Annotated in this window: 16 protein-coding genes and 2 pseudogenes; 9 read left to right on the plus strand and 9 right to left on the minus strand. The window is 41.9% G+C overall.

The window, feature by feature from the left end; translation table 11 throughout:
- Positions 1-84: 84 nt before the first annotated feature.
- Positions 85-699 carry a riboflavin synthase subunit alpha gene (locus F0226_RS06165; RefSeq protein WP_171734825.1) on the minus strand — a complete coding sequence of 205 codons (615 nt, stop codon included), beginning with the start codon at positions 697-699 and terminating at the stop codon, positions 85-87.
- 165 nt (positions 700-864) lie between these two features.
- Between F0226_RS06165 and F0226_RS06170 the strand changes: the two genes are divergently transcribed.
- Complete coding sequence (locus F0226_RS06170) at positions 865-2,235, plus strand: MATE family efflux transporter (RefSeq protein WP_171734826.1); 1,371 nt, start codon at positions 865-867, stop codon at positions 2,233-2,235.
- 95 nt (positions 2,236-2,330) lie between these two features.
- Here F0226_RS06170 and F0226_RS06175 read toward each other — a convergent pair whose 3' ends face one another.
- Positions 2,331-3,173, minus strand: coding sequence for a DNA ligase (locus F0226_RS06175; RefSeq protein ID WP_171734827.1), 843 nt, complete (start codon positions 3,171-3,173; stop codon positions 2,331-2,333).
- 293 nt (positions 3,174-3,466) lie between these two features.
- Here F0226_RS06175 and F0226_RS06180 point away from each other — a divergent pair, with 293 nt between their 5' ends.
- From F0226_RS06180 to F0226_RS06215, 8 genes and pseudogenes are all read left to right on the plus strand, one after another.
- A complete protein-coding gene (locus F0226_RS06180; protein WP_171734828.1) occupies positions 3,467-3,793 on the plus strand; it encodes an STAS domain-containing protein in 327 nt (108 codons plus the stop codon).
- 113 nt (positions 3,794-3,906) lie between these two features.
- On the plus strand, positions 3,907-4,740 hold the full coding sequence (locus F0226_RS06185; RefSeq protein WP_171734829.1) for an OmpA family protein: 834 nt from the start codon (positions 3,907-3,909) through the stop codon (positions 4,738-4,740).
- A gap of 32 nt (positions 4,741-4,772) precedes the next feature.
- Entirely contained in the window at positions 4,773-6,914 is a 2,142-nt protein-coding gene (locus F0226_RS06190) for an SLBB domain-containing protein (RefSeq protein ID WP_345776509.1), read from the plus strand.
- On the plus strand, positions 6,914-7,603 hold the full coding sequence (locus tag F0226_RS06195) for a chromosome partitioning protein ParA (protein ID WP_171734831.1): 690 nt from the start codon (positions 6,914-6,916) through the stop codon (positions 7,601-7,603). The genes F0226_RS06190 and F0226_RS06195 overlap by 1 nt, the downstream gene beginning before the upstream one ends.
- 101 nt (positions 7,604-7,704) lie before the next feature.
- Positions 7,705-8,133, plus strand: coding sequence for an Hpt domain-containing protein (locus F0226_RS06200; protein ID WP_253820777.1), 429 nt, complete (start codon positions 7,705-7,707; stop codon positions 8,131-8,133).
- 185 nt (positions 8,134-8,318) lie between these two features.
- Positions 8,319-9,488 (plus strand): annotated as a pseudogene (locus tag F0226_RS06205) (sigma-54 dependent transcriptional regulator); the annotation flags it as partial.
- Between the two features lie 342 nt (positions 9,489-9,830).
- Positions 9,831-10,001, plus strand: a pseudogene (locus F0226_RS22740) (helix-turn-helix domain-containing protein); the annotation flags it as partial.
- The gene (locus F0226_RS06215) at positions 9,982-11,196 is read left to right on the plus strand and encodes a glycosyltransferase family 4 protein (RefSeq protein WP_171734832.1); all 1,215 of its coding nucleotides are present in this window, start codon (positions 9,982-9,984) and stop codon (positions 11,194-11,196) included. The pseudogene F0226_RS22740 and the gene F0226_RS06215, both read left to right, overlap by 20 nt.
- A gap of 101 nt (positions 11,197-11,297) precedes the next feature.
- On the opposite strand, the gene F0226_RS06220 is transcribed toward F0226_RS06215, so the two are convergent.
- From F0226_RS06220 to prpB, 7 genes are all read right to left on the minus strand, one after another.
- Positions 11,298-12,710: a phosphatase PAP2 family protein gene (locus F0226_RS06220; RefSeq protein ID WP_171734833.1), complete on the minus strand. Its 1,413-nt coding sequence runs from the start codon at positions 12,708-12,710 to the stop codon at positions 11,298-11,300.
- A gap of 70 nt (positions 12,711-12,780) precedes the next feature.
- Positions 12,781-13,254: a GNAT family N-acetyltransferase gene (locus F0226_RS06225; RefSeq protein ID WP_171734834.1), complete on the minus strand. Its 474-nt coding sequence runs from the start codon at positions 13,252-13,254 to the stop codon at positions 12,781-12,783.
- Positions 13,255-13,440: 186 nt separating this feature from the next.
- Positions 13,441-15,318 (minus strand): propionyl-CoA synthetase, encoded by a 1,878-nt coding sequence (locus tag F0226_RS06230; protein WP_171734835.1) that lies wholly within the window; start codon positions 15,316-15,318, stop codon positions 13,441-13,443.
- A 39-nt stretch (positions 15,319-15,357) separates the two neighbouring features.
- The gene (prpF, locus tag F0226_RS06235) at positions 15,358-16,518 is read right to left on the minus strand and encodes a 2-methylaconitate cis-trans isomerase PrpF (RefSeq protein WP_171734851.1); all 1,161 of its coding nucleotides are present in this window, start codon (positions 16,516-16,518) and stop codon (positions 15,358-15,360) included.
- Between the two features lie 82 nt (positions 16,519-16,600).
- Positions 16,601-19,369, minus strand: coding sequence for a Fe/S-dependent 2-methylisocitrate dehydratase AcnD (acnD, locus tag F0226_RS06240; protein WP_171734836.1), 2,769 nt, complete (start codon positions 19,367-19,369; stop codon positions 16,601-16,603).
- Positions 19,370-19,446: 77 nt separating this feature from the next.
- Positions 19,447-20,589, minus strand: a complete 1,143-nt coding sequence (gene prpC / locus F0226_RS06245) for a 2-methylcitrate synthase (RefSeq protein ID WP_171734837.1) — start codon at positions 20,587-20,589, stop codon at positions 19,447-19,449.
- A gap of 217 nt (positions 20,590-20,806) precedes the next feature.
- A complete protein-coding gene (prpB, locus tag F0226_RS06250) occupies positions 20,807-21,700 on the minus strand; it encodes a methylisocitrate lyase (protein WP_171734852.1) in 894 nt (297 codons plus the stop codon).
- Positions 21,701-21,759: the final 59 nt, after the last annotated feature.

Genomic DNA, 21,759 nt, shown 5'->3' on the forward strand with positions numbered 1-21,759 from the left:
CTCTTTTTTGATCCACTGCATTTCTTCTATCTGAAATGTCAGCCTATGCATAATTCATTTCAGAAAACTGACCATGTAGAAGGTCTACACGCTGCCTTTAGCTGCTAATACTCTTTCTACGGTATCAACGATTGCTTGAGTTTGAGGGTCAAATTCAATATTAACTCGCTCGCCTACTTCTCTTTTCCCAAATAATGTTCTATTCAGAGTTTCAGGGATTAAATGTACTGAAAAGCGATTGTCTTCCACTTCACCAATCGTTAAAGAACAGCCATCAATACCAATATAGCCTTTAGTTAAGACATACTTCATTGAAGCTTCTGGTAATTCAAACCATATGGTGCGGTTATTTTCTGTTTTGATAATATTTTGAATAGTCGCCGTCAGTGCTATGTGCCCTGACATGTTGTGGCCTCCAATTTCATCACCAAACTTTGCTGCTCGTTCAACGTTTACATTATCACCCACATTAACTTCACCTAAGTTAGTTAAAGCAAGAGTCGCTTGCATAAGATCAAATGAAATACGGCTCTCGTTTATTTTTGTGACGGTGAGACAGCAACCATTATGTGCAACAGAAGCACCAATCGCTAAACCTTCTGCAAGCTCGCCATTGAGTTCTATAATATGAGTTTGGAATTTGTCTTTTTTATCAATAGTAACAACAGTCGCAACGCCTTGTACAATACCTGTAAACATAATATTCCTATCAAACTTGATGAATGAACAGTTTTTCATAGCAGTTATTGTGACATTTCTTTATCATTCATCCTAGTGGAAGCCTAAAGATCAGTTAAACCTCGTTCGTTCTGAACGTCTAACTCCTTCGCTCACCTACCCCATTTCACGTTATTGGAGTTATTTGTGCATCGTTACAAACAAGAAGCCTCAAATTTAGTCAAACTCGCAACCCCTGTTTTAATCGCCTCTGTTGCTCAAACAGGGATGAGCTTTGTCGATACCGTCATGGCAGGTGGCGTAAGTGCTATCGATATGGCCGCAGTATCTATTGCAGCAAGTATTTGGCTACCTTCCATATTATTTGGTGTCGGTCTATTAATGGCTCTTGTCCCTGTTGTTGCTCAGCTGAACGGTTCTGGTCGCCAAGTAAAGATACCTTTTGAAATACAGCAAGGCATTATGCTGGCGCTGCTGATCTCCATTCCAATTATTGGGGTTCTATTTCAGACGCAATATATTTTGGAAATGATGAATGTTGAAACTGCCATGGCAGACAAAACAAACGGGTATATGGATGCCGTTATGTTTGCAGTGCCGGCATTCCTACTATTTCAGACTTTACGCAGCCTAACGGACGGCTTATCACTCACAAAGCCTGCAATGGTCATTGGTTTTCTTGGTTTGCTAATTAACATTCCACTTAACTGGATGTTTGTTTACGGTAAATTAGGCGCACCGGCTCTTGGTGGTGTGGGTTGCGGTGTTGCCACGGCTATTGTTTATTGGATCATGTTTGCTTTGTTACTGCTGTATGTCGTGACTTCAAAACGTTTAGCGAAGGTTAATGTTTTCGGTGAGTTCCATAAACCTCAGCTCAAAGCTCAAGTTCGATTATTCAAACTTGGTTTTCCTGTAGCTGCTTCCATCTTCTTTGAAGTCACTTTATTTGCAGTTGTTGCCCTTCTGGTCGCTCCTTTAGGCTCGCTCATAGTGGCAGCACACCAAGTGGCGATTAACTTCTCATCTTTAATCTTCATGTTACCTATGAGCATCGGTACTGCTGTGAGTATTCGTGTAGGTCATAAACTAGGTGAAAGTAATATTGAAGGTGCAAGAATTGCAACCCATGTAGGAATTCTGGTCGGTTTAGCAACATCATTTGTTACCGCTGCTCTTACTGTTATATTCAGTGAAAACATTGCTCTGCTTTACACCGACAACCAAGCCGTAATAACCATTGCTATGCAGCTTCTATTGTTTGCAGCTATTTACCAATGTACTGATGCAATACAAGTTATCGCAGCTGGTGCATTACGTGGCTATAAAGACATGCGAGCGATCTTCAACCGAACATTCATTGCATACTGGTTAATTGGTTTACCGCTTGGCTACATTTTAGGCATGACCGATTGGATTGTAGAGCCTATGGGCGCGCATGGCTTCTGGATTGGATTTATTGTGGGGCTGTCTTCAGCAGCAGCAATGCTTGGCGTTCGCCTTCATTGGATGCACAAACAAGACGACAATGTACAGCTGGAATTCGGTTCGCGCTAGTTGTTGTCATTATTACTTAGGTTAAGCTAAAACGAATCAGATTGATCGTCTAAAGCTTATCTATTCTAAAGGAGCTCTGCATTTGCAGGGCTCTTTTAATAATCGTTTCTTTGTCTTACAAACCGAGCAAATTTAGGGATGCCATTTTGCGTAAAGCCGTTGTATCTAAAAGTAATTGTCGACCCAATTTCTGGTGGTGATAACCTCAGATCATCAGTGAAACCACTTCCAATGTAAAACTCCGCACCTTCATCTGTTTTAACCAGCACTGAACCCATCATCCCTTTGTACTTACCTGTTCCACCTTTATAACCAAGAATAACGGCTTCTGCATCATGGTGCTGCTTCAATTTCAGTAGATCATTACTGCGCCCTGCTTGGTAGCGACTTGAAACTTTCCTCAACATCAAACCTTCACCTTCTTCACTACCAATATTATCTAAGTGCTGAAATAAGACTTTTTCACTAGATATAGGAGTATGGGTTACGTATTTGATGTGATCTTCATTAATCACTGCCACCCAATGCAAAATATTGTAATAACGTTTCTGGTAGTCTCCCGCAGCCCCTGGCATATCAAACAACATTAAATCGATCGTTTTCCATGCATCATCATCTGGGGTTTGATCAAGAACGGTAGACTGTACAATGTGAAATTTTCCACGACCTGCCCACAATTCACCTTCTAGCCGGACATTTGGCAAGTTCTGTGTAAACCAACTTGGCGCGTAGATTCTATTTCCATTTCGTGTATACAAATGAGCGCCATCCCAAACAGCTCTTACACCGTCAAGCTTTTCACTTTTCCAATACTCATCAACATTAACCCCTTGCTCATATTGATTCGCTAAAACCAAGCTTTCTGGCGGTAGATAAGATTGACTTGCATAACTCGGAAACGACAAGCAAGTAGCAATGGCAAGTTGGGTTAATTTCATAAAAAGCTCCTTAAGCAGGGACTTTGTTTTAACACCTTTCACTTTTCATTCACTAGATCAATAGATCGTATTGCGATCCAGCCTTCATTCTTATTCCACTTTGCATTTCAAGCTCTTAATTAATTGAGCGGATACCCCACCTACTCACCCTTTTATCGTTCTCAATTTGATAATTGGATATTTCTCAATATGAGAAGGAGTAACTTAACTTATTTAAGCTATTGATATTTAAAGGTTTAAATATTGGCACATATTCTGCTCTTGTAAACATAAGCAAACATGGAGATAGAATTATGGAATTACGTAAGATTGAACTCAACAACACAACTTTAACTCTTTCAATTTTCGGAAACTTAGATGCAATTGGAAGCCGTGATGTACAAACCGACATTGATGACGTGATCTCAAATGATAGTCACCCTGAAATTGAAATTGATTTTAGCCAGGTGGAGTTTTTAGATTCATCAGGTGTGGGTGCAATTGTTTATATGTTCAAGCGTTTAACAGAGCGTGAAAGAAATATGCGCCTTGAAAATGTTAAGGGACAACCCTTAGAAATCATGAAGTTACTTAGAATTGGTCATGCTATTCCAGTTAACTCTAAAAGTAACTGCAATTAATTATTCAATTAGTTTCCTATACTTAAGATGCTTTGTTTTTCATTACCTTAAAAATTAAACAAGCAGCTCAAACACTCGAACATAATAATAAAAATAGTAACAAGGACGTTGGCATGAATAAATTAAACCGCTACCTAGCTATTCCTCTCTCTATTCTTGTTGTTGGGTGTACGAGCTACCCGCAACAAGGGACAGGAGGGCTTGCTGAAAGCTATGACTCTATCAACTATCAAAATTCAGATTTTTCACCTGTTATGCCTGATGAGCCACTTGGCCCAGAGCATGGTTTACGTTTTGACTGGCAACTGACCAAGTTACATTTAGATTCCCTAATTCGAGAAGGGGCTCGTTGGTGTTTTCCTGCCGCCGTTGTTCAAGCGATAGAAAAACAAAATCGTATAGCAAGAGAGCTGCAAGGTGGCTTGTTACTTGATGCCGCTAACGACATTGTTATCCAGCGTAAGCGCCTTAACGAACTCGAAGTACAACTCGATTATGTGACTTCACAAACACGCTGCGCGCCGCCTAAAAATGAGTCTCAATTTAGACTTCAATTATCGGTTATTGAAAAGCTTTATGAGCTTCTAAATGTCGATAATCAATTTGCGCTTAATTCAACGGAAGTGAACCCTAAATACATGGGAAAGCTTGCAGAAGCCGCAAATATCTTAAAAGAACATAAAGAATTAACTCTGGTTGTTACCGGGCATTCAGACTCTACTGGCGAAGAAGATTATAACGACAAGCTCGCTCTGGGCAGAGCTAAACAAGTTGAGCGATACCTCACCATTTTTGGGCTGAGCCCACAGCGTATTGATACCGTATCTTTAGGTGAAACCGTCCCTCTTTTTGAAGGTCAAACTGAAGGTATTCAATTAACTAATCGTCGTGTCAGTATTGAAGTCATTTCACAAGAAAATTTGAATAACATGGGAGGCGCACTATGAGCATACCATCGAACATCTCACGCCTTAATGTCATAGCGTTGTCTAAGTGGGCACTTGTCGGACTAATTTTGGTCAATGCACTCTTCGTAACTGCCGCTTTAGCGAACACTGAGAATACAAACCCTACTAGCCAAAATTCAGACCTATTTTCTGATGCCGTTCAAGTTGGTGATTTAATTCAAGTAAATGTTCCAGGTGAATCAACGCTAAACAAAGGTTTCCAAGTTGATAAACGAGGTCGAATCACCTTACCTGAAGTAGGCGGAATTTTTGTTGCAGGTTACGATAACGAGCAACTTAACCGTGTCGTATTAGACGCTCTAAGCACTACTTTTCGAGATCTTTCTAACGCCTCTGTTTTTGTTAAAGAACAACAAATTTTAATTTCTGTTCAAGGCTATGTAGAGCAGCCTGGTGAATATACATTGGCACAAGGCTCAAGTATTCAAATGGCTCTACATGCTGCTGGAGGGCTACGTGCTGGTGCACAATTAGATAAACTATTGCTAAAGCGTGGAGCAGTAAAAAAAGAATTCAATTACAAACGTTTTCTAGATTCAGGCAATGATGATGTTTTACCTGAGTTACAGTCATTAGACTCTTTATTTGTACCAGCCTCCCCTTTAGTTGGGAATATCGAACAAGAATTTGATGCATCTAAACTTGCCAATTCAGGTGACAGTGCCGATTCTCGAAGTTCTATCAAAGTCTTTGGTGAGGTTAATGCACCTGGCTCATTTTCATTCAATGAAAAAACAGATCTTGTTGATGTGTTGATGCGTTCAGGTGGCGTGACTCGCTATGCAGGTGTTGAGCAAATTCGCGTTATTTCGAACAACACGCCCACTCTATTCAATCTAAAACAGTACTTAGATAGTGGTGATACAAGCTTACTGCCAACTCTACTTCCGGGTTCAACCATTTTTGTTCCTAAGCAGGAAGAAGAAATTAAGTCTGGTGCAAACACGGTTTATATCATGGGCGAGGTTGCTGAACCGGGTGCTTATGAAGGAAAAAAAGGCGCAACCTTCATGGATATCCTTGCAAATGCTGGTGGTCCAACACGGTTTGCTGAGTCTCGCCAAATTCGTGTCATCAAAGCCAATGGTCGCGTGCTGAAATTCGACTTAACCGCATACACTGAAGGTTTAAAAGGCGCGAACCCTCCTGGTATTCAAGCCGGTGACGCGATTTTCGTTCCTGAAAAAACAGACATGAATGAGAAGTCATGGTTAAAAATCTCACCAGATAGAGCAGTGAATGTGATTGGGGAAGTTGTAAGACCTGGAAGAATAGAATGGTCAGATGAAATGGACTTGATGGACTTACTTGCACATGTTGGCGGCCCGACTTTACGAGCAGACACCACAAAAATCGAAGTTGTCACCAGCAGAAAGTTAACCGTTTTCAATCTTGATGATTACATCCGAAATGGCGCTCCAAGAGATCAACTGCCGTTTGTTAATGCAGGTGCAATCATTCGAGTACATGATTTACCACAAGATCCGTCTGACAATAAATCTCAATGGGTACGTCAAAGTTCTGATGCTTCAATCTACATATTTGGTCAAGTCAACGCTCCGGGTCGTTACCGATTTACCAAAGACATGCACTTCCTCGATATATTATCAGCCGCAGACGGACCAACAAAAGATGCAGATATACACAATATTCGAATCACTCATCGAGATAAGAGCTATTCAAAAGTTAGCAAATTAAACTTGTCACTGTATTTCGAAACAGGCGATGAATCTTTACTTCCAAATGTGACAACCGGCGACACCATCTACATCCCGGAAAAAGACAAAAATTGGCTAGACCGCTCAAAAGAATCGACAGTCCGAGTACTAGGAGCCGTCAATAACCCTGGTCGATACGTATTTAATGACAACATGACCGTACTGGATATTTTAGCGGAGGCTGGCGGCCCTAGAGAAAATGCTTACCTTGAGAAAATAACAGTAGTCAATATGTCTTGCTGCCAAGGTCAAGCTCGTACTTTTGACCTTATTGAATTCAGTAAAACAGCAAACATCTATCACCTTCCAGTGCTTCGTGCAGGAGATACGATATTCATTCCAGACCGTCGTGACAGCTTTCTTGAAAAAGCACGCGTTGGTCTAGAAGACATTCTAAGGTTAACCACCACCATCGTACTAATAGGGGCATTGTAATGACTATATCTGCAACCCATGCTGAAATTGAGCAGCTTTACCTTGCTTCTGAGTTAAATGAGCATAAATCAATTTGTGTCACGGCATGCCATTCAGGTGACGGCGTAACCTCTGTAGCCGCGGCATTAGCAGAGCGTTACCTGCTTGCTGGTCACTCTACCTTGTATGTTGACTTAAACTTATTCAACCCAGCATTTAAAGACGTAAATGTGCTGCACGAGCCTGATGGCGAACACTTAATTGAACATGTTGAAACAAACCGCATGTTTGTTGGTGTTCCAGCCCCACGCCAAGCGTCAACACAACTTGCCTATAAAGATCCGACAACCTTGTCTAAAGTTATAAGCCAATGGTTAGGGAATTATGATCGAGTGATTGTTGATACTTCCCCTATCTTAAATATCAATAAAGGCAATATTCCAGCCCAAAGTGTAGCAAGTGCCTGTGATACAACCTTATTAGTCGTTGCTTATGGCGAAACATCAACTCATCATTTAGAACAAGCTAAGTCATTATTATCAGGCACTTCTATTAACTTGATGGGTGCAATCATGAATATGAAACATACCCCTAGCTTTTCTCAAGAGCTTACTCGCCAAATCAACAAAGCTTGGTTTCTTCCAAGAAAAGTACGCACCAGTTTAATAAGTAAACTAGTCAGAAATGAATTTCTCAATTTACCCATTTAATTTACAACAAGATCTTCACAATTACTGAAAAAGTCGCATACTCATAGAATAATAAGAGTCAGTAAACATTAGAAAAATATCAATGATAGAAGGAATTTACATTGAATAATTTTAACCAAGAAAGTAAACAACACCCTTTAGCTCAAACCGAAACTGGCTTAAGTATCGAAAGATCAGCTGAATTGGTTGATGAGCAAATTCTGCAGCAAATGATCATCGACACCTCAGCAGAAATCATTCCTATGCTTATTGAGCATTATGTTGAAGAATCAACCACCCGGTTGGAAAACATCGTTCAAGCAGCCCAAAATAAAGACCAAGAAACTTTAGAGTTTGAGACTCATACTCTTGGCAGTACTTCACTCGCACTCGGTAACCATGCTTTATCCTTAGCGGCCAGAAAAATTGAACGCTTGTGTCTTGAAAAACAATATTCCACGGCATTTCCGCTTGTTGAAGAGCTCAAAACATTAGCCGACGAGTCTATTAATGCGCTGATTATACGGAAAAATGAAGGCTTCTCTTCTTAAGTGCAATAGCCTGCCACTTAGTACTGACATTTCAAACAGATAGACTCTTTCATCCTTATTTTTATCTATATAAGAAACAGTGTTAAGCAAACTATGCGCAAGCTAACATATAAAGTGGTTATGCATTGATGAGCAAAGGTCACTATGCTATTGGTTGGTTAGGATAAGTTTCAAAGGAATTGTCAATGCGTCCAAAAGTACTATTAGTAGAAGACTCAACGTCCCTTGCCATATTATATAAGCAGTACGTCAAAGATGAACCCTATGACATCTTCCACGTAGAGACCGGAAAAGAAGCGAAAACCTTCATTGAAAGGCACGCTCCTCAACTGGTCATTTTAGATCTCAAATTGCCTGATATGCCGGGCGAAGAAGTACTCGACTGGATATCAGAAAGTGAAATTCCTACTGCGGTGATCATCGCGACTGCTCATGGTTCTGTAGATATTGCCGTGAGTCTCATTCAGCGTGGTGCTGAAGATTTCCTAGAAAAACCTATTCAAGCTGATCGCCTAAAAACCTCTGTTGCTCTTCATCTAAAACGAGCAAAACTAGAACATCTCGTAGACGACATTCAAACTAAATTCGACCGCCAAAAATTTCATAACTTCATTGGTTCTTGTTTACCGATGCAAGCGGTATATAAAACCATTGATGCTGTAGCCCCAACGACTGCCAGCGTTTTCATCAATGGTGAAAGTGGTACCGGTAAAGAAGTGTGTGCAGAAGCCATTCACCAAGAAAGTCAGCGCAGAGATAAGCCATTTGTTGCGATTAACTGCGGTGCAATACCAAGAGATCTGATGGAGAGTGAGATCTTTGGTCATGTAAAAGGGGCATTTACTGGCGCAACGACAGACCGCAAAGGTGCTGCAATGCAAGCTCACGGAGGAACGCTTTTCCTTGATGAGTTATGCGAAATGGAATTGGAGATGCAAAAGAAACTGCTCCGATTCCTACAAACAGGCACTTTCACTCCACTAGGTGGAAGCCGTGAGTTAAAAGTTGATGTTCGAATTATCTGTGCAACGAACCGCGATCCTCTTGTTGAAGTAGAAGAAGGTCGTTTCCGTGAAGATTTGTATTATCGCGTACATGTGGTGCCAATTGAAATGCCGCCACTTCGTGATAGAGGAAGCGACATAGTCACGCTGGCTAGCCACTTTCTGAAAGTTTACGCTAAGCAAGACAAGAAGAAATTCAAGTCGATAGATAAAGAAACGCAATCAATTCTAAAGCGTTACCCTTGGCCTGGTAATGTGCGTCAATTACAAAATGTCATTCGCAACATCGTGGTTTTGAACAATGAAAGCAGTGTCTCAAAAGACATGATTCCACCGCCTATCAATCGCGTGAAAACAAGCTCTACGCCTAAACTAAGTTCTGCGGTTACCTCTGAAGTGAAGTCTGTAGCTCAGGCGATACCTGAGCCAACAGCAAGTGTTACCGAACCAGTACAAGCGCATAATTCTTTGCAAGAGAACGACGTTTTAAAAAACAATAACACTTTACAAGCACATAACTCTTCACAAACAGACAACTCTTCACAAACAGATAGCTCTTCACAAGAAAACAGTTCTTTGCAAATAGGCAATTCAGAACAGGGGTTTCAAGGTTCTAATTCAGCCACCGCAGATACACCACAACATTCAGGAGATAGCGTTACAGGAACAGCGTCTAATATTTTGATGACTCCGAATGGACAAATACGTCCTATGTGGAAAATAGAAAGAGAAGCGATTCAAAATGCGATCCACCACTGTGATGGGAATGTATTGAATGCTGCAGTGTTATTAGAACTGAGTCCATCAACGGTTTATCGTAAGAAGCAAGCTTGGGAATCTGACGATGAGCTCAGCCAAGCCTAATTTAGAATCAGACACTCACTCCAATGTAGGGGCTCATTCCAGTTTGAGCTCACATAATCGTTCTGCATTGGAAGCTGAACTTGAATCCGCACCGAACAACTCTGATAGAAAAAATGCTGAACACAGCGAAGCTAATTCCCATTCCATTCATATTAATGAAATCTGGCTGTTCTTAGACAGCCAAATATTCGGAGGCATTGAAGCTCACGTATTAGAACTCGCCCAAGGACTATTAACCTTCAAAAAATCGGTTCGCGTCGTTCTGCTGACTCAATATTCACCAGAGCCGGCAATCATAGCTAAATTGAATGAAATCAACGTCCCCTACTCTTATTTAGCTGATTTATCACCTCAATACACTTCTTCATTCCATCAATTAAAATCAGCCTGTGATAAATACTGCCCAAGCTTAATTCACGCGCATGGCTACAAAGCGAGTCTGATAAGCAAATGGGGCAAACTGTTCGCCAAAAGTAAGCTCAAACAATTATCAACTTATCACGCAGGTGAAACACCTAAAGGAAAAGTCTGGCTCTATGACTTCATTGACCGTTACTCTAGCTTTCTATCCAATCATTCCCTTGTAGTAAGCCATAAAATTCAGCAAAAAGTGCCAAGCAAATCATCACTCTTGAATAATTTCGTTACTCTTCCCTCGTCCGAACTTGCCAGTAACCAGCAACAAAGAAAGCATCATAGAAAACAAATTGGTTTTGTCGGGCGATTAAGCCATGAAAAAGCCGCAGATCGCTTTCTTACGCTTGCGTCATTATCTCCTGAGTACTCATTCCATTTGTTTGGAGATGGTCCAGAGCGTAACGCCTTACAAAACCAGAAGCCAGACAACCTTATATTCCATGGTCATCAAACTGATATGAGTAAAGTGTGGTCACAAATAGATGTGTTGGTTATTCCATCCCGGTATGAGGGTTTGCCAATGGCGGCTCTAGAAGCAATGGCACGTGGTATTCCTGTTATAGCAATGGCGGTAGGAAATTTACCTAGCCTTATCCATCATGAGAACAATGGCTTTATTGCACATGATGAATCAGAAATGCACCAATTGCTGGTTGCTTGGTTTGCGTTAGCAGAAGAAGAAAGAAGTCAGATAGGCGAAAATGCTCAACGCACCATAAAACAAGATTACTCGCCACAAGCCGTCATCCCTCAGCTTTTAAGTTGCTACCAACTTTAATAAATTCTCTTCAGATAAAGCCGTTCAGTGGAAACAGAACCAAAAAACCGAATGCATATTACATTCGGTTTCTTATCAATAAACACAACTAGATTTCGGTTCTAGACAGTTTTATTACTTGCTTTCACTGCGACACATCCAATTAAGATGAGTAAAGGAAACCTCACTGTTTCAACAATTAACGACCCAATGCCGCTATAAGCAATGTAACCACCAGCAACGCTTATCAAGAAGTTAATCAGTAACAATAAAGCGATAACCCCAATCATAAAATTAAACGGGACAGCTTTAGCCAGCAATTGCCCTTTAAGTAGGGTTATAGTGCCAGAAATAGTTATCAGCATCGCTAGCCAAAAAGTAAACGTAGGCAACGGCCATATAACGGTCAATATCACTGTTAGCAATGTAAGCCCCCACCAGATAGCCTTAGAACTTAGTAACTCACTGACATTAACGTCAGGCTTGCTATCTAACCGCACAATATGCCACGTACCTAAACCACCTAAAATGGCACCCATTGCTATGTCACTTAGAAATGAACTGCCAGAATAGGTTTTAAAGATGGTGATCCAAACTAAACCTACTGCTAAATAAATCCATGCTTTTGTATCTGATAGCTTTTTCAATTTCCAAATAACTAATGAACCCAAGCTCACCCATAAAGTTGCCACTAAGCTTGGAAAACTATAACCAGTACTGTCCACCAGTTTTAAAGACGGGATATAAGCATGAGGTCTAGGAAAACCAAAACCTTGATGTGCGATCAAGCTTAGCAATGTAACGGCTACTAAAGTAAATCCAAACTTTAAAGCGAACGATCGACCGAAATACCAAGCAACCATTGGAATAACAACAATAAACAACCAAGGTTTTAATAACTGGTCGGTAGATAAAATCAAGTTAGAAACCGCAGCCGGTAGTGATTGAATGACCGTTTGAAACCCTTTGATTCCGCTCAACTCAGCTTGGTGAATTTTTGGTGCTGCTCCAATAAGCTCATCAACATAAGTCACTGGCTGCTCACTCGCGTTACCAAACATTTCAGACACTCTTCCCCATTCATCAGGGTATCGATATTGCTCTGGGACGATAGCATTTGGTTCAATAAGCATTGCTCTGCTTACTTCTACCCCATAATGAGGTGCGAACCAGATAGGAAGCTCAAAACCGCCCAGCTCATTTCTATGTTGAAAACTAATAATTTCAGAGTCTGAGACACAATCAAAAACAACTGCGCCGTCGGTGTAACCTAAAACATGACCAACAGTCACAGCCAGCCCGGCTTCTTCCCAAGTTTCACGTTGGGCTGCAATTGATGCTGGCTCACCAGGAGTGATGGTTCCTCCAGGAAGAGACAGCTGCCCTGTAATGAGCTCATCAACAATGAGTATCTGATTATCGGCGCGGACTAAACAAAGTGCGCCTTTGATATGATCGGGAAGCAAGTCATCTGCAGTAACGGAAAACGCACTAAAAAGAGAAAGTAAAATTATGAAACAAAAACGAGAAAACAATACATTCACCAACAAAGAAATAGAAAACAAACCGAGTGTAATAAAATAAACTGTACGTGGCTCTTTATGTTTAACGCAACGACTTTCTCATCCATTGAATATGAGGAATGAACCCCATTTTTTGATAAAAGTGCTTGGCAGGTGAATTAAAATCCCAGACTTCGACAAAGACTTGCTGAACACCATAATCGTCAAATGTACGCTCTAGCTTTTCAAAAAGAGATTCAGCAATGGACTCTTTTCTGTAATCCGGTAAGACATAAAGCTCATCAATACTTCCCATCTGTACTGGCTTGCTCACTGTAGAAATGAGTTCACAAAAGTGCCCAGTCACAAACCCCACAATCAATTCCCCTTTTAAAGCGACGTAAACAATGCATTCCGGATCGTCTAAGTATCGAGCAATGCTTTTTTCCTGCTCAATTTCTTCTGCGGTTTTGAAATGTTCAGGGCTTGCTAAGTGGTGATGATGGTGCAACTCAAACATCAATTCATTTAGCTGCTCTAAATCTTTATGTTGAGCGGCACGTAGGGTGAGATCCATACAAATAAACTTCTTAAATCAGATAAATACGTAAGTAGATTGTAGTGTACTGATACAGCGTTTCTAAACAAGCAATTAGCTGTTTTCCTTTAGAGCATTTTTTCGTTTAGAGTCTTAAGAGTTTATGAAGAAAACGGTCGCACTGCTGGCGACCGTTTTAATAAAGAGCATGTTATTTAAAACAAGCTACTTACGCAGCCTATTCTCAATTTCATTCAAGCTTGAAGGGTCATCAATTGTTGAAGGCACAACGTATTGCTCACCATCTGCAATTTGACGTATGGTTCTTCTCAAAATTTTACCCGAGCGTGTTTTAGGTAACCTTTCCACTACCAGTGCATGCTTAAAACAAGCGACAGCACCAATTTCGTTTCTGACTTTGCCAACAAGCTCCCCTTCAAGTTGCAAGTCATCCACTTTCACACCATCTTTGAGCACAACGAAACCAAGTGGCAATTGGCCTTTCAATTCATCATGCACACCCACAACCGCACATTCGGCTATGGCTGGGTGAGCACCAACAATTTCTTCCATCTCACCTGTCGATAATCGATGTCCTGCCACGTTTATCACGTCATCAATTCGACCCATGATGAACAGGTAACCTTCCTCATCAAAATACCCACCATCACCTGAAACATAGTAGCCTTCAAATTGGCTAAGATATCCTGACTCGAAACGGTCGTGATTCCGCCACACTGTTGGTAAGCACCCTGGAGGAAGTGGTCTTTTCAGTGCAACAAAACCTTGCTTATTCACGTCTAATTTTTCACCAAGCTCATCCAGCACTTCAACCTGGTAACCTGGAATAGGTTTGGTCGCAGAACCAGATTTAATCGCCATCTTTTCTAAGCCAATGGGATTGCCTGCGATAGCCCAACCTGTTTCAGTTTGCCACCAGTGATCAATGACAGGCTTACCACTATGTGCTTCCACCCACTCCAATGTTGGAGGGTCTAAACGCTCACCAGCCATGAAAATAGACTTCAGCTTAGACAAGTCATAATGCTTCAGTAGCTTTCCTTCTGGGTCTTCTTTCTTAATCGCTCTAAAAGCCGTCGGCGCAGAAAAAAGAACATCAACGCTATATTCTTCACACACTCGCCAAAATGCACCTGGATCAGGTGTTCTTACTGGTTTCCCCTCAAATAAAAGCGTTGTGCAGCCATGAATCAAAGGGGCATAAACGATGTAAGAATGCCCAACAACCCAACCAACATCTGATGCAGCCCAAAAGACACCGTCTTGTGGCATATCGTAGATTGTCTGCATTGAATATTTCATCGCAACTGCATGTCCGCCGTTGTCTCGAACCACGCCTTTAGGTTTACCTGTAGTGCCTGATGTATACAAAATATAGAGAGGATCAGTCGCGGCGACAGGAACACAAGTATGAGGGGAAGCTTTTTCTACTTCTTGTTCCCAATCTAAATCACGCTCATTGTTCAATTCAGCTTTCGCTTGCTCTCTTTGGAAAACCACTACTTTTTCGGGCTTCCATCGGCTATCCATAATGGCTTTATCAACCAATGGCTTATATGGCAACACCTTGTTTATTTCAATACCGCATGACGCGGTCATAATAACTTTGGGTTCCGCATCTTCGATCCGAACCGCAAGTTCATTAGGCGCGAAACCACCAAAAACGACCGAATGAATCGCCCCTATTCTTGCGCAAGCCAACATTGCCATTGCCGCTTGAGGAATCATAGGCATGTAAATAATGACCCTGTCACCTTTTTCAACACCTTGCTGAGTAAGCATTCCGGCCAGTTTTGCGACTTGATCTCGCAATTCAAAGTACGTGAATGTTTGTTTTGTCTGAGTAACCGGCGAGTCGTAAATGATCGCAACATTACTACCGCGACCATTCTCGCAATGGTAATCCAAAGCCAGCCAAGCTGTATTCATGACACCATCCGCGAACCAGCGTTCGATACCATTTTCATCTAAAAATAACGTTGTTTTTGGCTTCTCAAACCAATCTATGTTTTCTGATTGTGATTGCCAAAATGATTCAGGCTGCGTTTGAGCCCATTGATACTCTTTTAAGTAAGCAGACATGATGTCTCTCCATGCTCAATTCATCTCTTAAAACAGAGACTAAAATGGGACTCGAACCCAACCTTCCATTAATATGCGAGCACTTCGGCTCATCATCACTTTCTCAACCCCCCATCCGTTGTCATTTTCAAGAGCATGCGCCCCTACTTTCAACGTGCCTGATGGATGACCAAACGTGACGTAATCTTTTACATCATCACCAACTGCTTCGCTGACAACTGTACCTGGAATTACCGCAGCAGAAGCAATCGCGACAGCCGCAGTCCCCATCATTGCGTGATGTAATTTCCCCATTGAGAGTGCACGAACAAGCAAATTAACCTCAGAGGCATTCACGGCTTTCCCACTTGAAGAAATATATTGTTTAGGCGGAGCCACAAACGCGACCTTAGGCGTATGCTGCCTTGTTTTTGCATCAGAAAGTTGCTCTATTAGCCCCATCTTTAATGCACCATGAGCGCGAATACTTTCAAACATGGTCAGTGCTTTTTCATCAAAATTGATGTCTTCTTGTAACTCTGTTCCTTGATAGCCAAGATCTTCAGCGTTAATGAAAATGGTCGGTATTCCTGAATTAATCAGCGTCGCATTAATGACTCCAAGCTCTGGCACTTCTAGTTCATCAATTAAGTTACCCGTTGGAAACATAGAGCCACTTTCATCTGCAGGTTTTACAAAATCCACTTGGATTTCTGCCGCTGGAAATGTAACGCCATCTAATTCAAAACCACCAGTTTCCTGTACCACTCCCTCATGAATTGGCACATGGATGATGATGGTTTTCTCTATATTGACTTGCCATACTCGAACCTTGACGATGCCATTCTTTGGGATGCGCTCTTTAGCAACCAAACCACTATGAATAGCAAATGGACCGACTGCCGCGGATAGATTTCCGCAATTTCCACTCCAATCGACAAAGGGTTTATCAATCGCCACTTGTCCGAACAGATAATCAACATCGTGTTCAGCTTTAGTACTTTTGGAAACAATGACCGTTTTGCTGGTACTTGACGTTGCCCCACCCATCCCATCGGTTTGCTTACCATATGGATCAGGGCTACCTATCACGCGCAGCAGTAAATTGTCCCTTGCCTCACCCGCTATTTGCGCTTCTTCTGGCAAGTCTTCTAAGTTAAAGAAAACGCCTTTACTTGTTCCGCCACGCATATAAGTGGCGGGAACTCTCACTTGTGGCATTAGGTTTTGCGAGTATATATCACCACCAGCGTCCGATTTTTCAGTAATGGATGGAGCTGTAAATTTGATCATTTCCCGCTCCTTATTGTGCTAAAAAATCTTGAGCAAAGCGTTGTAGAACACCGCCTGCGTTATAAACTAAAACTTCGTCAGCGGTATCTAGTCGGCACGTCACTGGAAGGTCGATCTTCTCGCCATTCTTTCTAGTAATAACTAAAACCAAATCGCCTCTTGGTTCAATGTCACCGATCACGTCATAAAGCTCTGTGCCATCTAACTCAAGCGTATGGCGATTAACACCTTCTTTAAACTGCAACGGCATCACGCCCATCCCAACTAAATTAGTGCGGTGAATTCTTTCAAACCCTTCAGCTACAATCGCTTCCACTCCAGCCAAGCGAACTCCTTTTGCCGCCCAGTCTCTGGAAGACCCTTGCCCATAGTCTGCGCCAGCAACAATGATTAACGGTTGCTTTCTATCCATATAGGTTTCAATGGCTTCCCACATTCGGGTCACTTTGCCTTCAGGTTCAATTCGAGCAAAAGAACCTTGAACGACCTGTCCATCTTCTTTAACCATTTCATTGAATAGTTTCGGATTGGCAAAGGTTGCTCGCTGAGCGGTTAAGTGATCCCCCCGGTGAGTGGCGTAAGAATTAAAGTCTTCCTCAGGCAAGCCCATTTTTGCTAAGTATTCACCCGCAGCGCTGCTCGCTAAGATCGCATTTGAAGGTGATAAATGATCAGTGGTGATATTGTCGCCAAGAACGGCTAGCGGGCGCATTCCCGACAATATGCTCTTGCTTTCATTAGCAGCATTCTGTTTTCTTTCTTGATCGAGTTTACCTAATAGCTTGGGTTTACCTAATAGATCAAGGTTGCCTGATAAAGCGGATTCCCAATATGGAGGACGACGAATATAGGTACTCATCTCTCGCCAATCATAAAGAGGGTTAGAATTGGCTTGCTGATTATCTTGTTTAAACATTTGGATATAGATCTGTTTAAACTGTTCGGGTTTAACATGCTGGTTCACCACCGCGTCAATCTCTTCATCACTTGGCCATAAATCACTGAGATAAATGTCCTGACCGCTCATATCTTTCCCTAGAGAATCACGTTCAATATCAAAACGGATCGATCCTGCAAGCGCGTAAGCAACAACTAAAGGTGGTGAAGCTAAAAACGCTTGTTTGGCATATGGGTGAATTCGGCCATCAAAATTTCTGTTACCCGAAAGTACCGCAGTTGAATACAAATCTCGGTCGACAATTTCTTTTTGAATGTTAGGGTCAAGTGCACCGCTCATACCATTACAAGTTGTGCAGGCATACGCGACAATACCAAACCCTAACTTTTCCAATTCAGTGAGTAGACCAGCATCTTCAAGATATAACTTGGCGACTTTAGAACCCGGAGCAAAAGAAGTTTTCACCCAAGGTTTACGAACTAACCCAAGTTGGTTGGCTTTTTTAGCAAGCAATGCTGCAGCAACCACGTTTCTAGGATTACTGGTATTAGTACACGAAGTAATTGCGGCAATGATCACCGCGCCATCAGGTAGCGGTTCGCTAGTTAAATGAGTAGGCAGATGCTCGGTAGATTGAGGATTGGTAGATAACGGTTTGGCTTCTAATCCAACGTCAATTTTGTCTGTATTGGATTGCTTTCTGGCGATCCCTTGCTCAACCAATTCCGAAGTAGGTAAGCGTCTATGAGGATTAGAAGGCCCTGCCAATGTTCGTGTGACACTTGATAAATCAAACTCAAGAACACGTTCATATTTGGCAGTTTCTAAATCACTTGCCCATAGCCCAGTTTGTTTCGCGTAAGCTTCAACTAATTCAACCTGTTCAGGCTCTCGACCCGTCAATTTCAAATAGTTAATGGTTTGCTCATCAATATAGAACATACCTGCCGTCGCGCCGTATTCAGGCGTCATATTTGAAATAGTGGCGCGGTCACCAATCGTTAATTCTTTTGTGCCTTCACCAAAGAACTCTAAATATGCGGATACCACTCGTTCGTTACGCAGAAACTCAGTAATCGCCAAAACAATATCGGTTGCTGTGATACCAGCTTGACGTTTTCCTACCAATTTTACGCCAACAATATCAGGTAAGCGCATCATTGATGGTCGCCCCAGCATCACGGTTTCGGCTTCTAAACCACCTACACCAATAGCAATTACACCTAATGAATCGACATGAGGAGTATGGCTATCGGTTCCTACACAGGTATCAGGGAATGCTATGCCATTTTTCACTTGGACAACCGGAGACATTTTCTCCAGATTGATTTGGTGCATAATTCCGTTGCCAGCAGGGATAACACTGACATTTTCAAACGCCGTTTTGCACCATTCAATGAAGTGAAAACGGTCTTCATTTCGTCTTTCTTCTATCGCGCGGTTTTTTTCGAACGCATCTTGCTCAAAACCCGCATGCTCAACGGCTAACGAGTGATCAACAATAAGTTGAGTCTCTACTACCGGATTCACTTTTGCAGGGTCCCCACCTTGTTCTGCAATCGCATCACGGAGACCAGCCAAATCAACCAATGCGGTTTGACCTAAAATGTCATGGCAAACGACACGAGCTGGGTACCAAGGAAAATCTAGATCTTGTTTACGTTCAATTAACTGCTTTAAAGAAGCGACTAATGCTTCTGGTTCACAGCGTCGTACTAAATTTTCCGCTAAGACACGCGAAGTATATGGCAGCGTTTCGTATGCGCCTTTTTCTATCTCATCAACGGCAGCTTTTGCATCGAAATACTCAAGTTGTGTTCCTTTTAGTATTTTCCGATATTGATAATTCAATGCCGCAGAATTTGTACTTAAATCACTCATAATTCCATCCATGAATCTAACCTAATGGTCGATTGCCTTAATTTAGACAATCACAACATGCTCCATTCGACTGGTTACTATCGCTTTTCGATTGGCAACCACTCTTGGTGTTCAGGGCCGTCATAGTCAGCACTTGGTCGAATGATTCGGTTATTTTCACGCTGTTCGAACACATGAGCAGCCCAGCCAGTTAGCCTGCTCATCACAAAAATTGGCGTGAATAATTTGGTGGGAATATCCATAAAATGATAAGCCGATGCATGGAAGAAGTCCGCATTACAGAACAAGCCTTTCTCACGTTTCATCACGGATTCAACTCGCTCAGAAACCGCATACAAATGAGTATCACCTACGCTTTCTGACAATTCTTTTGACCAGCGTTTAATCAACGCATTACGAGGGTCACTTTCACGATAAATAGCGTGACCAAAACCCATAATTTTGTCTTTATTTTCTAGCATATTGAGAATATTAGCTTCAGCTTCATCTGGTGTTAGCCAGCCTTGAATCATATCCATCGCGGCTTCATTTGCTCCGCCATGTAATGGACCTCTCAATGTGCCAATTGCTCCTGTAATGCAGGAGTGCAAATCAGATAAAGTCGATGCACACACTCTAGCTGCAAAAGTGGATGCATTGAACTCATGCTCAGCGTAGAGAATGAGCGAACAATGCATGACTTTTTTATGTAAATCTGATGGTGAGTTGCCCGTTAGCATTTTTAAGAAATAGCCACCTATACAAGCTTCGCTATGATCTTTTGTTTCAATGCGAACACCATCGTGGCTAAAGCGATACCAGTAGCAAATAATTGCAGGGAATAACGCTAGCATTCGTTCAGTGGCTTTTAATTGCTGAGTGAAATTCTGCTCTTGTTCTAAGTTACCAAGTACAGAGCAACCTGTTCTCATCACATCCATTGGGTGCGCACTTGCAGGTATCAGCTCTAAAGCTTGCTTCAGCTCTGTTGGTAAGCCCCTTAAGCCAATCAATTCCGTTTTGTATTCGTCTAACTCACTTTGATTAGGCAAGTGCCCTCTCAAAAGTAAATGAGCGACTTCCTCAAACTCCGCGTTATTCGCTAAGTCTGATATATCGTAGCCTCGGTAAGTGAGACCCGTTCCTGATTGTCCGACAGTGCATAATGATGTACTTCCAGCGCTTTGACCTCTAAGACCTGCGCCACCTATAGCTTGATTCTTATTAGAAGAATTCGGCATTGTGAACTCCTTTTCTGTTTTAGCGTGTGTGCTCTCTTTGGAGCGATTGCTTTTTAACTGCGATTTATGAGTTTCGACACATTTAACCGCTAGCTAGCGCACGTAACACAAGACTAAATTTTCACGTTATTGGATTAGGTTATTTTTAATAATTACTTTTGTTCTGCTTAGCTCTTTTTATTCTGCTTAGCTTAGTTTTCTTATGTTTACTACAGCCTTATTCACTTTTGAAAAGCTGGTCTAATTTATCTTCATAGTCATGATAGTTAAGGTGCTGATACAGCTCTTTTCGTGTTTGCATTTCCCCTAACAAAGCTTCTTGGTTACCTTGCTCAAGTAAATGGGTGTAAACCATTTCAGCCGCTTTATTCATGGCTCTAAAAGCACTTAGCGGGTACAACACCATGTCTACTTTTGAATCCGCCAGCTCCTGAGTATTAAATAATGGTGTTTGTCCAAACTCAGTAATATTCGCCAAGATAGGAACGTGCTTTCCTGTAGCAGATTCAAGAGATGTTGAGAATTGAACATACTGCTCTAAAGTATTCATCGCCTCAGGGAAGATCATATCTGCCCCCGCTTCCACACAAGCAATGGCTCGCTCAATGGCACTATCAATACCCTCTACTGCTAGGGCATCAGTTCTTGCCATCAAAACAAATTCAGGGTTAATGCGAGCATCAGCAGCGGCTTTAACTCGGTCCACCATTTCTTGCTGGCTGACAATGGCTTTATTCGGGCGATGACCACAGCGCTTTTGGGCAACTTGATCTTCCATGTGAACAGCAGCAGCTCCTGCTTTTTCCATCGCTTTAATGGTACGAGCAATATTAAATGCCCCGCCGAAACCCGTATCAATATCCACGAGCAGTGGAAGATTACAGGCGTTGGTGATCCTTTCGACATCCACCAGCACATCATTCAAGGTTGTGATCCCTAGATCAGGCAGCCCATATGACGCGTTGGCAATTCCTCCTCCCGATAGGTAAATCGCTTGATGACCTAAATTTTTCGCCATCATCGCGCAATACGGATTAATCGTGCCGACGACTTGAAGTGGGTTATTGTTTTCAACTGCACGTCGAAACTTCGCTCCGGGGCTTAAACTCATCATTGGTTCTCCTGTTAATACTGCTTATCTATTTATTCTTTTGGTAAGTTAAAAATTGG

This window comes from Vibrio sp. 99-70-13A1, from assembly GCF_013114625.1.
GTDB lineage: Bacteria > Pseudomonadota > Gammaproteobacteria > Enterobacterales > Vibrionaceae > Vibrio.